General features: G+C 68.4%; 11 protein-coding genes. 6 read left to right on the top strand and 5 right to left on the bottom strand.

The window, feature by feature from the left end; translation table 11 throughout:
* Nucleotides 1-19: 19 nt before the first annotated feature.
* Nucleotides 20-1,339: a lysophospholipid transporter LplT gene (gene lplT, locus M1D55_RS18320; protein ID WP_456281487.1), complete on the bottom strand. Its 1,320-nt coding sequence runs from the start codon at nucleotides 1,337-1,339 to the stop codon at nucleotides 20-22.
* Nucleotides 1,340-1,879: 540 nt separating this feature from the next.
* Here lplT and alr point away from each other — a divergent pair.
* Together alr and radA are read left to right on the top strand one after the other, a co-directional pair.
* Complete coding sequence (gene alr, locus M1D55_RS18315) at nucleotides 1,880-3,013, top strand: alanine racemase (protein ID WP_456281486.1); 1,134 nt, start codon at nucleotides 1,880-1,882, stop codon at nucleotides 3,011-3,013.
* A gap of 53 nt (nucleotides 3,014-3,066) precedes the next feature.
* Nucleotides 3,067-4,431 (top strand): DNA repair protein RadA, encoded by a 1,365-nt coding sequence (radA, locus tag M1D55_RS18310; protein WP_456281485.1) that lies wholly within the window; start codon nucleotides 3,067-3,069, stop codon nucleotides 4,429-4,431.
* A gap of 51 nt (nucleotides 4,432-4,482) precedes the next feature.
* On the opposite strand, the gene M1D55_RS18305 is transcribed toward radA, so the two are convergent.
* On the bottom strand, nucleotides 4,483-4,938 hold the full coding sequence (locus M1D55_RS18305) for a hypothetical protein (RefSeq protein ID WP_456281484.1): 456 nt from the start codon (nucleotides 4,936-4,938) through the stop codon (nucleotides 4,483-4,485).
* A gap of 326 nt (nucleotides 4,939-5,264) precedes the next feature.
* On the opposite strand from M1D55_RS18305, the gene M1D55_RS18300 reads away from it, so the two are divergent.
* Nucleotides 5,265-5,750 carry a disulfide bond formation protein B gene (locus M1D55_RS18300; protein ID WP_006577845.1) on the top strand — a complete coding sequence of 162 codons (486 nt, stop codon included), beginning with the start codon at nucleotides 5,265-5,267 and terminating at the stop codon, nucleotides 5,748-5,750.
* 45 nt (nucleotides 5,751-5,795) lie between these two features.
* Nucleotides 5,796-7,634: an ABC transporter ATP-binding protein gene (locus M1D55_RS18295; RefSeq protein WP_232207323.1), complete on the top strand. Its 1,839-nt coding sequence runs from the start codon at nucleotides 5,796-5,798 to the stop codon at nucleotides 7,632-7,634.
* Nucleotides 7,635-7,704: 70 nt separating this feature from the next.
* Here M1D55_RS18295 and M1D55_RS18290 read toward each other — a convergent pair whose 3' ends face one another.
* Nucleotides 7,705-9,645, bottom strand: a complete 1,941-nt coding sequence (locus M1D55_RS18290) for an ATP-binding cassette domain-containing protein (protein ID WP_456281483.1) — start codon at nucleotides 9,643-9,645, stop codon at nucleotides 7,705-7,707.
* Nucleotides 9,646-9,887: 242 nt separating this feature from the next.
* Here M1D55_RS18290 and M1D55_RS18285 point away from each other — a divergent pair, with 242 nt between their 5' ends.
* Nucleotides 9,888-10,685, top strand: coding sequence for a hypothetical protein (locus M1D55_RS18285; RefSeq protein ID WP_456281482.1), 798 nt, complete (start codon nucleotides 9,888-9,890; stop codon nucleotides 10,683-10,685).
* 21 nt (nucleotides 10,686-10,706) lie between these two features.
* Here the strand turns inward: M1D55_RS18285 and M1D55_RS18280 are convergent, their stop codons facing one another.
* Complete coding sequence (locus M1D55_RS18280; protein WP_456281481.1) at nucleotides 10,707-11,222, bottom strand: DUF2165 family protein; 516 nt, start codon at nucleotides 11,220-11,222, stop codon at nucleotides 10,707-10,709.
* A gap of 302 nt (nucleotides 11,223-11,524) precedes the next feature.
* Here M1D55_RS18280 and M1D55_RS18275 point away from each other — a divergent pair, with 302 nt between their 5' ends.
* Nucleotides 11,525-12,622 (top strand): M14 family metallopeptidase, encoded by a 1,098-nt coding sequence (locus M1D55_RS18275; RefSeq protein WP_456281480.1) that lies wholly within the window; start codon nucleotides 11,525-11,527, stop codon nucleotides 12,620-12,622.
* A gap of 259 nt (nucleotides 12,623-12,881) precedes the next feature.
* Here M1D55_RS18275 and prmB read toward each other — a convergent pair whose 3' ends face one another.
* Nucleotides 12,882-13,784: a 50S ribosomal protein L3 N(5)-glutamine methyltransferase gene (prmB, locus tag M1D55_RS18270; RefSeq protein WP_006578822.1), complete on the bottom strand. Its 903-nt coding sequence runs from the start codon at nucleotides 13,782-13,784 to the stop codon at nucleotides 12,882-12,884.
* Nucleotides 13,785-13,841: the final 57 nt, after the last annotated feature.

Here is a 13,841-nt window from a genome sequence, read left to right as displayed (position 1 = left end):
CCTTGGCGGTGTGGCTGTCTCAGTGGTGCTTGTCCTCGCCGATCATCGCCAGCGAGTTGTACAGCCGGACGTTCTTGCGATGCTGGCGCATCACCAGCAGCATGGTGCCGCAGACGAACATGCCGAAGGCGATGATCACGATGCCGATCGGCACGTTCAGCTTGATCAGCAGCGCGTACAGGCACAGCATCAGCAGCACCGAGACGTTCTCGTTGAAGTTCTGCACCGCGATCGAGTGGCCGGCCGACAGCAGCACATGGCCGCGATGCTGCAGCAGCGCGTTCATCGGCACTACGAAGTAGCCCGACATGCCGCCCACCACCATCAGGAACAGATAGGCGATCGCCATATACAGCGGCATGCGCATGCCCAGCACGTCCAGCGCGACATCGGGCATCGCGTCCTTGGTGTAGAAGGCCATCAGCATCACGATCGCGCCCATCGCGACGCCGAACGGCAGCACCGACAGCGACTTGCGCAGCGGGATCCGCATCGCCGCCATGATCGCGCCGACGGCCACGCCGACCGCCACCACCGCCTGCAGCAGCGCGCCCTGCGACAGGTTCAGGCCGAGCGACTTTTCGGCCCACTTCAGCACGATGAACTGCAGCGTCGCGCCGGCACCCCAGAACAGCGTGGTGACCGCCAGCGAAATCTGGCCGAGCTTGTCCTTCCATAGCGCGGTAAAGCAGTCGGCGAACTCGGCGATCAGCTTGATCGGGTTCTTTTCCTGCTGCGGATAGCGGGCGCCGGTGTCGGGGATGAACAGGTTGAACAGCGCGGCGATCACGTAGAACAGCATGATCACCACCATCGCGGCCTCGGCCGGCGTGTCGATGCCGGTCTCGATCCACGGCAGGTCCATCGCCAGCATCAGGCTCGACACCTTGACCGAGATCAGCGCGCCGCCGACCACCGTGCCGAGGATGATCGAGCCGACCGTCAGGCCCTCGATCCAGCCGTTGGCCGCCACCAGGCGTTCGGCCGGCAGCAGCTCGGTCAGGATGCCGTACTTGGCCGGCGAATAGGCCGCCGCGCCGAAGCCGACCACGCCATAGGCCAGCAGCGGGTGCAGCCCGAACATCATGATCGCGCAGCCGCCGATCTTGATCGTGTTGGTGATGAACATCACCTTGCCCTTGGGCATCGAATCGGCAAAGGCGCCGACGAAGGCGGCCAGCACGACATAGGACAGCACGAAGAACAGCTTGAGCAGCGGGGTCATCCACTGCGGGGAGTGCAATTCGGCGAGGAGGGCAATGGCGGCGATGAGCAGAGCGTTGTCGGCCAGCGAAGAAAAGAACTGCGCGGCCATGATGGTGTAAAAACCCTTCTTCATACCTTGGACTCTGTCTCCATCGCGATTTCCTTGCGCTACTGGCGTGCCCGCGCCAACGGCCGTCGGCATCGTGCGGAGGGGGTGAACGGCGGCCGTGCCAAAAGGAGGCCCGGGACGCACGGATCGCCCGCGCCGGGTCCGGTTCGGCGTGGCGGGGGCGTGTACGTACCTGACGTGACCCGTCATATTGAATCACTTTTGAAACATGGCCGGAACGTCCGGCTTTATATCACGAAAGTCTTTCAATTCCGAAGAAGGGAAGACCGCAAATTGACCGGGTTTGACCATTCGATCTGGAGCGGATTCCCGGGAATTGCCGAACCAATGTGGTCAAATAACGGTCTACGCGGTGCCCCTTCGGTGTGCTGCCGCGCATTGGTGCAGAACGCACGTGGTCGTCCCTCCGGTCGACCGCCGGCGTTGCCGCTGTCAGTGCCTCGGGCACCACTTCGGCGCGCACGCCCAGGCCAACGGTCCACCAACAGCCGCCCGGGCCCCGGCGACGCCCCGAGGCCGCCGTGACGAACCTTCCCTGATCCCATGCCAAGACCGATTCACGCTGTCATCCATCAACCCGCCCTGGCCAACAATCTCGAGGTGGTGCGCCGCCATGCGACCACGTCGCGCGTCTGGGCGGTGGTCAAGGCCAACGCCTACGGTCACGGCATCCGGCGCGCCTACGCCGGCCTGCGCGCGGCCGACGGCTTCGGCCTGCTGGACCTGAACGAGGCCGTGCTGCTGCGCGAACTGGGGTGGCAGGGACCGATCCTGCTGCTCGAGGGCTTCTTCCAGCCCCAGGACGTGCCGCTGCTCGAGGAATACCGGCTGACCACCGCGATCCACAACGAGGAGCAGCTGCGCATGCTGGAGGCCGCCCGTCCAAAAGGGCCGCTGGCGATCCAGCTCAAGCTCAATACCGGCATGAACCGGCTCGGCTTCGCGCCGGACCAGTATCGCGCCGCCTGGGAACGCGCCCGCACGCTGTCCGGGGTCGGCAGCATCGTCCATATGACGCACTTCTCCGATGCCGATGGCGAGCGCGGCATCGCGCACCAGCTCGAGGTGTTCGACGCCGCCACCGCCAATCTGCCGGGCGAGGCCAGCCTGTCCAACTCCGCGGCCACGCTGTGGCATCCGGCCGCGCACCGCGCCTGGGTGCGGCCCGGCATCGTGCTGTACGGCGCCTCGCCGAGCGGCCGGCACGCCGACATCGCGGACACCGGGCTGATGCCGGCGATGTCGCTGCACAGCGAACTGATCGCGGTGCAGGAGTTGCGGCCCGGCGACACGGTCGGCTACGGCTCGCTGTACAAGGCGGACCGGCCGATGCGGATCGGCGTGGTTGCCTGCGGCTATGCGGACGGCTATCCGCGCCATGCCGCGGGCTGGGGCGACCAGCCGGCGCCGGTGCTGGTCGACGGCGTGCGTACCCATCTGGTCGGCCGCGTGTCGATGGACATGCTGTGCGTCGACCTGACGCCGTGTCCGAAGGCAAGGGTCGGCTCGCCGGTGACGCTGTGGGGCCACGGCCTGCCGATCGACGATGTCGCCACCGCCAGCGGTACGGTCGGCTACGAGCTGATGTGCGCGCTGGCGCCGCGGGTGCCGGTGACGGTCGCGACGCTGACCGTGCCGGATGCGCCCGGCGTGGCCGAGGCCGCGCCGGCCAAGTAGAATCGGCGCCTCCCAGCTTTCAGCTCTCCGCTTCCCGGCCCCAAGGATTCCCGTTGGCAAAGACCAAGACCGTTTACACCTGTACCGAATGCGGCGGCTCCGTGCCACGCTGGCAGGGGCAGTGCCCGCATTGCCAGCAATGGAACACGCTGGTCGAGAGCGTCCCCGAGACGCCGTCGGCGCGGCGCTTCCAGCCGCTGGCGGCATCAAGCACGGTGCAGCGGTTGTCCGAGATCGAGGCGTCCGACGTGCCGCGCTTTACCAGCGGCATCGAGGAATTCGACCGGGTGCTGGGCGGCGGGCTGGTGGCGGGTGGCGTGGTGCTGATCGGCGGCGACCCCGGCATCGGCAAGTCGACGCTGCTGTTGCAGGCGTTGGCCAATCTGGCCGGCAGCCGGCGCGTGCTTTATGTCAGCGGCGAGGAGTCGGGCGCGCAGATTGCGCTGCGCGCGCAGCGGCTGGGCATCGACAGCCCCAGCCTGGGCCTGCTGGCCGAGATCCAGCTCGAGAAGATCCAGGCGACGCTGGACGCGGACAAGCCCGAGGTCGCGGTGATCGACTCGATCCAGACGCTGTATTCGGAGGCGCTGACATCGGCGCCGGGCTCGGTGGCGCAGGTGCGCGAATGCGCGGCGCAGCTGACGCGGATCGCCAAGAGCAGCGGCACGACAATCATCCTGGTCGGCCATGTGACCAAGGAAGGCAGCCTGGCCGGGCCGCGCGTGCTCGAACATATCGTCGACACGGTGCTGTACTTCGAGGGCGACACGCATTCATCGCACCGGCTGATCCGCGCGTTCAAGAACCGCTTCGGCGCGGTCAACGAACTGGGCGTGTTCGCGATGACCGAGCGCGGGCTGCGCGGCATCAGCAATCCGTCGGCGCTGTTCCTGTCGCAGCATGAGCAGACGGTGTCCGGGTCCTGCGTGATGGTCACGCAGGAGGGCTCGCGCCCGCTGCTGGTCGAGATCCAGGCGCTGGTCGATGCGGCGCATGTGCCGAATCCGCGCCGACTGGCGGTGGGCCTGGAGCAGAACCGGCTGGCGCTGCTGCTGGCCGTGCTGCACCGCCACGCGGGCATCGCCTGCTTCGACCAGGACGTGTTCCTCAATGCGGTGGGCGGGGTCAAGATCACCGAGCCGGCCGCCGATCTGGCGGTGCTGCTGTCGATCCACTCGTCGATGCGCAACAAGCCCTTGCCGCGCGGGCTGGTGGTATTCGGCGAGGTCGGGCTGGCGGGGGAGATCCGTCCCAGCCCGCGCGGCCAGGACCGGCTGCGCGAGGCGGCCAAGCTGGGCTTTACGCAGGCGGTGATTCCGAAGGCCAACGCGCCGAAGCAGCCGATCGACGGGCTCGAGGTGATCGCCGTCGAGCGGATCGAGCAGGCGATCGAGCGAGTGCGCTACCTCGACGGTTGAGGGGGAGGAGCGCCGGGAAGTCTTCGGTCTTCGATATCCCTGGTCCGCCCGTCAACCGAACACCGAGTCCTCGCACAGCGCGCCCAGCAGCGCGGCGATCAGCACCACCGCCGACACGAACAGCCAGCGCTGCGTGCGGCGGTATTCGGGCACCTGGTCGTCCTCGACCCGCAGCGAACGGAACAACGCCACCACCTGCAGGCCGGCGGCGACGCCCAGCGAGATCTCGACCGCCAGCGACAGCGGATTCCACGCGCCCGGGCTCTCGAAGCTCCAGTAGCGCCAGAACGCCAGCGTAAACGCCAGCAGTACCGAGATCGCGGTGATGAACCCCTGGCGGTAGCCGACCGGCACCACGGGCACCGCCGGCACCGGCGGCTTCGGCGCGTTTGTCGAGTTGGCCGCCGCGTCGCGCCGGGGCACGGACGCGGCGGGCGGCGGGATCGTGCGAAAACGTGGGGCACGAAGGTCGTTGCCGCGCTCCACGCGCAGCGCATTGCTCTTCATCGGTACGGTCCTCAAGCAAGCGGGGCGGATGCAGGGGGATCGCGGGGATCGCCCGGGATCGCATCGCGCCGACACAATGAACGGCATTGTTGGCGCGATCGCCGGCCTCGGCAATGCAAAGCCGCCGCGCTGCGGCGATCGGCCGCAACGATGGCCCCAGCGCGTGCAGGGGTCATCGCATCGCTGCGACGCGCGCGGTGCAAAATCGGTAAGATGGCGCCTGTCCGCGATGCCGGACCACCGCTATTGCCATGCCTTGTCTATCCGGAATGTTCCGGATCCTGTTCACCGCTCTTGTTTACCGCTCTGTCGACCGCCATTCCGCCATGCAAGCGAATTCCCGCGCCTACTTCCTGCTGATTGCCATCGTCTCGTTCGGGCTGGTCGGCTACGCCCTCTATCTGCAGCACGCGCAGGGCTATCAGCCGTGCCCGCTCTGCGTGATGCAGCGCTTCGCCTTCGTCGCGATCGGGCTGTTCTCGCTGCTGGCCGCGCTGGGGCAGGGCACGCGCACGCTGTGGCAAGGGTTGGCGATGCTGTCGGGCGTCGGCGGCATCGCGGTGGCGGGCTATCACATCTCGCTGCTGCTCGATCCGAAGGCGAGCTGCGGCATCGATCCGCTCGAGAACTGGGTCAACGCGCTGCCGACCGCGCGCGTGCTGCCGCAGGTCTTCTATTCGGACGGTCTGTGCACCGCGCCGCTGCCGCCGGTGCTGGGCATCTCGATTCCCGGCTGGTCGCTGATCTGGCTGGTGGTGCTGACCGGCGTGCTGGCGGTCGGACTGATCCGGCGCGAGCGCAACTATCGTTGAGCGAGCCCCAGCGGCCGCTCGACAACATCATTGGAGAAACTGGCCGTGTTCCGTTGGTTTGAAAGGCGCATCCACAACTACCCGGATTCGCTTCCCGATACGCCGCCGCAGCACTGGATCGCGTTCATCGTCGATTGCACCGCGGGCGTGCGGCGTTACTTGCTGCTGCTGGTGCTGTGCGCGATGGCGATCGGCATCTTCGAGGCGGTGCTGTTCAGCATGCTGGGCCGCCTGGTCGACTGGCTCGCCGCGGTCAAGCCGCAGCAGCTGTGGTCGACCTATTCGGACCGCCTGCTGCTGCTGGCCGGCATCGTGCTGGCGAGCATCGTCGTGGTCGCGGTCTGGAGCATGCTGAAGTTCCAGACGCTGTTCGGCAACTTCCCGATGCGGCTGCGCTGGAATTTCCACCGGCTGATGCTCAACCAGAGCATGGGCTTCTTCCAGGACGAGTTCGCCGGCCGTGTCACCACCAAGGTCATGCAGACCGCGCTGGCCGTGCGCGACGCGGTGATGACGGTTGCCGATATCCTGGTCTATATCGTGATCTACCTGGTGTCGGCGGCGGTGGTGCTGGCCAATTTCGATGGCTGGCTGCTGGCGCCGTTCCTGCTGTGGGTCGTCGCCTATGTCGGCGCATCCTGGTATTTCGTGCCGCGGCTGGCGCGCGTGTCGGCGCACCAGGCCGACGCGCGCTCGGTGATGACCGGGCGCGTGACCGACGCCTACACCAATATCGCGACCGTCAAGCTGTTCTCGCACTCGCGCCGCGAGGCCAGCTACGTGCGCAGCGCGATGCAGGAGTTCATGCAGCCCGTCTATGCGCAGGGGCGGCTGATCAGCGCCTTCGAGATCGTCAACCACACGCTGATCATGATGCTGATCGTGGCCACCACGGGGCTGGCGCTGTACCTGTGGTCGGCCGGCCAGATCGGCATCGGCGCGGTGGCGGCGGCCACCGCGATGGCGATGCGCCTGAACGGCATCTCGCAGTGGGCGATGTGGGAGATTGCCGAGCTGTTCGAGCATATCGGCACGGTGCGCGATGGCGTGTCGACGCTGGCCCGTCCCCGGCATATCGAGGACCGTGTCGACGCCGTGCCGCTGCGGGTGCCGCACGGCGAAATCCGCTTCGAGCACGTCGACTTCTCCTACGGCTCGGGCCGGCCGGTGTTCGACGACTTCACGCTGACGATCCGCCCCGGCGAGAAGGTCGGCCTGGTCGGCCGCTCGGGCGCGGGCAAGTCGACGCTGGTCAACCTGCTGCTGCGCTTCTATGACGTCGAGTCGGGCCGCATCCTGATCGACGGTCAGGACATCGCCGGGGTCACGCAGGACAGCCTGCGCGCCCAGATCGGCATGGTCACGCAGGACACCTCGCTGCTGCACCGTTCCGTGCGCGACAACATCGTCTATGGCCGGCCCGATGCCAGCGATGCCGAGATGGTGGCCGCCGCGCGGCGCGCCGAGGCCGAGGACTTCATCCACACGCTGAGCGACCGGGAAGGGCGGCGCGGCTACGATGCGCACGTCGGCGAGCGTGGCGTCAAGCTGTCGGGCGGCCAGCGCCAGCGCATCGCGATCGCGCGGGTGATGCTGAAGGACGCGCCGATCCTGCTGCTGGACGAGGCCACCAGCGCGCTCGACAGCGAGGTCGAGATCGCAATCCAGCAAAGCCTGTACCGGCTGATGGAGGGCAAGACCGTGGTGGCGATCGCGCACCGGCTGTCGACGCTGGCGGCGATGGACCGTATCGTCGTGCTCGATCGCGGCCGCATCGTCGAGCAGGGCTCGCACCGCGAGCTGCTGCAGCGCGGCGGGTTGTACAGCCGGCTGTGGGCCCACCAGAGCGGCGGCTTCCTGACCGAGGAGGCGTTGCAGGAGTAGCGGCACTCCCGTCTTGACCCTGATCCTGACTGCGGCCCCGGCCGCCGCCAGGATCGCCTCGGTCAATCCATCAGGCGATCTGCTCGATCTGCTCCTGCAGCTCCAGCCAGCGCTCCTCCAGCGTGGCCAGTTCCCCTTCAACCTCGCCCTGGCGCTTGAGCATCTCCAGCAGCCTGGCCTTGTTGGCCTCGGCATAGCTGGCCTCATCGGCCATGAAGCCGTCGATCTCGGTCTTGGCCTGTTGCAGCACGGCCATCCGCTTCTCGACCTTTTCCAGTTCCTTGGCCAGCGGTTTGCGCAGCTGCCCCAGCCGCTGTCGCTCGTCGGCCTCGGCGCGGCGCTGGTCGCGGCGGTTCTGCGCGGGCGCCGCGTCGCTGGCACCGTCAGCGCCATCGGCCCGATGCGCCGCCGCCGCGGCGTTGCGCTTGGCGGCGGCCTGCTGCAGCAGCCAGTCGCGATAGTCGTCGAGGTCGCCGTCGAAGGGCTGCAGACCGCCGTCGGCCACCAGCATGAACTGGTCGGTGGTGGCGCGCAGCAGATGCCGGTCGTGCGAGACCAGGATCAGCGTGCCCTCGAACTGCGCCAGCGCCATCGTCAGTGCCTCGCGCGTATCGAGGTCCAAATGGTTGGTCGGTTCGTCGAGCAGCAGCAGATTGGGCTTCTGCCAGACGATCAGCGCCAGTGCCAGCCGCGCCTTCTCGCCGCCGGAAAACGGTTCGATCGGCGAGGTCGCCATGTCGCCGCGGAAATTGAAGCTGCCGAGGAAGTCGCGCAGTTCCTGCTCGCGCGTATCGGGCGCCAGCCGCGCCAGATGCTGCAGCGGCGAGTCGTGGTCGCGCAGCGTCTCGAGCTGGTGCTGGGCGAAGTAGCCGATCTGCAGGCCCTTGCCGTGCCGCAGCGTGCCGGCCAGCGGCGCCAGCGTATTGGCCAGCGTCTTGACCAGCGTCGATTTGCCCTGGCCGTTGGCGCCGAGCAGGCCGATGCGCTGGCCGTTCTGGATCGACAGCGTCAGGCCGCGCAGGATCGTCACCGGCGGCGGACCCGCGTAGCCGCAGTCGACCGCGTCGAGCACCATCATCGGATTCGGGGCGGCATCGGGCTCGCGGAATTCGAACGAGAAGCCGGCCGCGGCGTGCACCGGCGCCAGCCGTTCCATCTTCTCCAGCGCCTTGACGCGGCTCTGCGCCTGGCGCGCCTTGGTCGCCTTGGCCTTGAAACGCGTGATGAACGATTCCAGGTGCGCGATCTGTTTTTGCTGGCGCGCGTAGGCGGCCTGCTGCTGCGCCATCTGCTGCAGCCGCAGCGTCTCGAACAGGCTGTAGTTGCCGCCATAGCGGCGCAACTGCTGCTGTTCGATATGGACGGTGACGTTGCAGATCGCGTCGAGGAACTCGCGGTCGTGCGAGATCATCACCAGCGTGCCCGGATAGCGCGCCAGCCAGTCTTCGAGCCAGACGATCGCATCGAGATCCAGGTGGTTGGTCGGTTCGTCGAGCAGCAGCAGGTCGGACGGGCACATCAGCGCCTGCGCCAGATTCAGCCGCATGCGCCAGCCGCCGGAGAAGGCGGCGACCGGCTGGCCGACCTGCGCCAGCGTGAAGCCCAGGCCCAGCAGCAGCGCCTCGGCGCGCGAGGCCGCGGTGTAGCCGTCGGCGTCCGCGTAGGCCGCGTGCGCTTCGGCCTCGGCGTGGCCGTCGCCGCTGCGCTGCGCGGCGGCGATGGTCTGCTCGATCGCGCGCAGCCGGGTGTCGCCGTCGATCACGTAGTCCAGCGCGCTGCGCTCGACCGCCGGCGTTTCCTGCGCGACATGTGCCACGCGCCATTGCGCCGGCACCGCGACGTCGCCGCCGTCCGGATGCAATTCGCCGCGCAGCAGCGCGAACAGCGTCGATTTGCCGCTGCCGTTGGCACCGACCAGGCCGACGCGTTCGCCGGGATTGAGCGTCACGCTGGTGTGGTCGAACAGCACCTTGGTGCCGCGCTGGAGTACTAGCTGGTCGATTCGGATCACGAGAGTCTTCTATGGAAAGTCGAGCCCGGCACGAGGCCGGGCAGGGCGCATTTTAGCTTGGGGCGGCGGGCGGCATCGCGTGCTGCCGCCGACGGGCTCCCGCATGGCTATCGCGCCCGGCCGCAATTCGCGCGACAATGCGCGCCCCGCCGCCGTTTGGCCGTTTGGCCGTTTGGCCTTTTGGCCGTTTGGCCGTTTCGCCGTTTCGCCGTTTCGCCGTTCGCTGTTTCCGCATTCAAGGCATGCCGCCCGACCCCGTTTCCGCCCTCCGTCCAGACCCGACCGCAACCTGGACCGCCGTTCGCAAGGATTTCGTCGAGCCCGGCACGCGCTGCGCCGGCGCGGGGATCGGCATGCCGGCGGGCAACAAGGGCCACGGCATCGGCTCGGGCCACGCCTATATCCTGCGCGACGCGGCCGGCCACGAGCATCCGTTCGGACCGGATTGCGCGCTGCGGCTGCTGGGCGGCCATGGCGCGCTCGACGCCGTGCCCGATTTCACCGCGCGCGCGGCGGGCGCCGGACCCTGGCGCGACGACGCGCGGCCACGCCGCGGTGCGGGTGTGGGCCGCGAGCGGGAACAGGAACGCGAACGAGCCCGCCAGCATGCGGCCGCGGTCCGCTATCTGCTGTTGCGCATGGAGAAGGTCGCCGGCGTGCCGCGCGTGCAGCCCAGCGTCCGTTTCGCGCCGCTCGAGCCGCTGTATGCGGCTTATCGCGACACGGGAAAACTGACATCGCAGCAGGCCGCCCGCGTGCTGGCGATCGAGCGCAGCCCGTCGACGCCGGCCACGCTGAAGACGGCCAATCTGCTCGACGTCTACACCGCCTACGTGCAGCTGGAGCGCGCGCTGCGCGAGGCGGTGCGGGTCGAGCAGCAGCGCTTCCTGCGCGGCGTGATGGACTGGCTGGCGCGTCATCTGACGCTGACGCGCGCGCAGGCAGAGGCGGCCGGCCTGGCGCTGCATCCGCGCGCGTGGCAACCGGACACGCCGCCGCGGCGTGCGGCCGGCGCCAGGGACGCCGACTGGGACGGCTGAACTGAGCCGTCTCCGACCGGCCTACCGGCGATCGGCTGGATCGAGATGGAGATTGTCGTACGGCAGGCTGACGTAGATCAGCACGGTCAGCAGCGTGATGAAGAAGCGGAAGGCGTCGGGCACGCCGTTCCATTCCTTCGACATCCACATGCCGAACCATTCGCCGCCGATCGACATGAAGGCGACCTGCCAGGTCAGGAAGCCCAGCGTCAGGCCGGCCACCGCCCAGGTCTTGGCCCGATGGAATTCGCGCGGCGATTGCCGGCGCGCGCGCCACAGCGCGAGGCCGCCGGCCCAGCACAGCAGCGCCGTGGCGGTCTCGAGCGCGATGATGCCGATGTAGCCGGCGTGATGCAGCACCGGCGAACGGATCGCGCGGTACATGATGCCGTTGCCCGGAAAGGTCGTGTCCATCAGGAACACATGCTGGACGAAGGCGAAGTTGGTGCCGTAGTCGGTGATATTGCCGAACGACACCAGCGAGGCGAACAGGGCCATGGCCAATACCGCGGCGATCTTGGAATAACGCACGATCATGTCGAAAGTCTCAGGAGCAAGGACCGCCGGTGCGCCGGTGGGATGGGCGTGCCAACCCCGGGGCCGGTCGAACGACGTGGCGGTCGGAATGAAGGGAAGAGGCGGGACCCGGTACGGGCGCGAGGGAAATCCGGCTGGAGATCGGGACTGGTGTTACCTGAGACGCGTGGCGGGCCTGGGAAGCCGCGCCGGCCGCGCTGGATCGATCCAACCTTGTGCGGACGGGATTGTACCGGCTGGCGCGCCGCGGCGGAATGGCGTTTAATGCGGTGATCGATCCTGGTCGCCCCGGAGAGCCGCCGATGCAGCTGCACGATTGCTTTTCAAGCCGCTACGAGGAAGCCCGCGCGAAGTTCCGGCTCGCGGCCGAGAACGTCGGCGACGTGCCCACGCCGTTCGCGCATCCGACGCGGCGCGGCGCCGAGGACGAGGAGCTGGCGATGGACGTGGCCTGGATCGGCCCGCGCGATGCGCGCCATCTGATCCTCGTCACCTCGGCGATGCACGGCGCCGAGGGCTTCTGCGGCTCCGGCGCGCAGATCGCGCTGCTGCACGATGCGGCGCTGCTGCAGCAATGCGCGAAGGCCGGCGCGGCGCTGCTGCTGGTCCATGCGGTCAACCCCTACGGCTTCTCGCACATGCGCCGGGTCAACGAGGACAACGTCGACCTGAACCGCAACTTCATGGATTTCACGCGGCCGCTGCCGCAGAACGCCGCCTATGCCGAGGTCGCGCCGCTGCTGCTGCCGGCGCACTGGCCGCCGTCGGAGCAGGACGAGGCCGCGCTGGCCCGCGCGATCGCCGAGCGCGGCATCGGCTGGTACCAGGCCGCCGTCAGCGCGGGCCAGTACGACGATCCGCACGGCATGTTCTATGGCGGCCGCGTGGCGACCTGGAGCAATTACACGCTGCGCCGCATCCTGGCGCGCTACGGAGCGGGACGCACCGGCCTGCGCTGGATCGACATCCATACCGGGCTGGGGCCCTGGGGCTATGGCGAGCCGATCTACATGGGGCCGGACGATGTGTCACGGCTGGAGCGGACCCGCGCGATCTGGGGCCAGCACGTGACCTCGATGTACGACGGCTCGTCGACGTCGGCCAACCTGACCGGGCTGGCCTGGCACGCCGTTCCCGATACGCTGCCCAATATCGACTTTGCCGGCATCGCGCTGGAGTTCGGCACCTTGCCGCTGCCTGACGTATTGCAGGCGCTGCGCGGCGACCATTGGCTGCATCTGCATCCGGACGCCGACAACACGCAGCGCGCGCTGATCCGTCAGGGCATGTGGCGCGCCTTCTATGGCGACGCCGACGATTGGCGCGAAGGGGTGGTCGAGCAATGCACGACCGCGGTGCGGGCGGCGGTGGCGGGGTTGGGGGCGTTGGGGGAGGGCTGAGGAACCACCCCCTCTCCCCAACCCTCTCCCCCTGAGGGGGAGAGGGAGAACACCGTCGGGAACGCAGGACACGGTGGCGACGCCATTGCCGTTGGTTTTCTCCCCTCTCCCGCGCGCGGGATAGCGGCGGGGAGAGGGAGAACACAGCCGTAGGCCCGCTCACTGCGAAGGGTTTTCTCCCCTCTCCCGCCAGCGGCAGAGGGGGCGTTGGAGAGGGCAGCGGCGGCCGATCTGCCAGCGGCGTCCGCCACGATCGCGATTACAGCCCCGCTGCCTCCAGCGCCTCGTACGTCAGCAGGAACACCTGCTCCTCGCCGGCGCTGACCGTCAGCCAGATCAGTTCCAGATCGGGGAAGGCGGCCTCGACATTGTCGAACTCGTTGCCGATCTCGACCACCAGCACGCCGCCGGGATTCAAGCGGGCGCGTGCGCCGGCCACGATCCGGCGCACCACGTCCATGCCGTCGTCGCCGCCGGCCAGCGCGATGCGCGGCTCGGCCAGGTATTCGGCGGGCAGCCGCTGCATGGCGCCCTCGTTCACATAGGGCGGATTGCTGAGGATCACGTCGTAGGTGGCGCCCGCCGGCAGCGGCGCGTACAGGTCGCCGTGATGCAGATGGATGCGGTCCTCGAGCCCGTAGTCGGCGACATTGCGGCGCGCCACCTCGAGGGCATCGGCCGAGATGTCGACCGCGTCGATCGTCGCGTGCGGCCAGGCCTGCGCGGCCAGGATCGGCAGGCAGCCCGAGCCGGTGCACAGCTCCAGCACCGGGCCGATCGCGTCGACGTCGCTGACCCACGGGTTCAATCCGTCCTGCAGCAGCTCGCCGATGAAGCTGCGCGGCACGATGACGCGCTCGTCGACATAGAAGCGCTGCCCATGCATATAGGCCTCGTGCGTGATGTAGGCAGCCGGCACGCGCTCGTCGACGCGCCGGCGGATCACCTCCATCACCGCGGCGATCTCCTCGGGCAGCAGCCGCGCATCTAGGAAGGGATCGAGCGTATCGAGCGGCAGATGCAGCGTATGCAGGATCAGGTAGACCGCCTCGTCGTAGGGGTTGTCGGTGCCGTGGCCGAACGACAGGCCGGCCTGGGTGAAGCGCGACACCGCCAGGCGCAGCAGGTCGCGGACGGTGGACAGGGGAGAGGCGTGGGCCATGGCGAAGGAGAGGTCAGGGGTCGGTCGGGGCGGCGCGATGACAGCGGCAGGGTCGGG

The organism is Cupriavidus sp. JZ107 (assembly GCF_053903255.1).
Note: the sequence above shows the minus strand (reverse complement) of the source record. Positions and strands in the feature narration are given on the sequence as shown.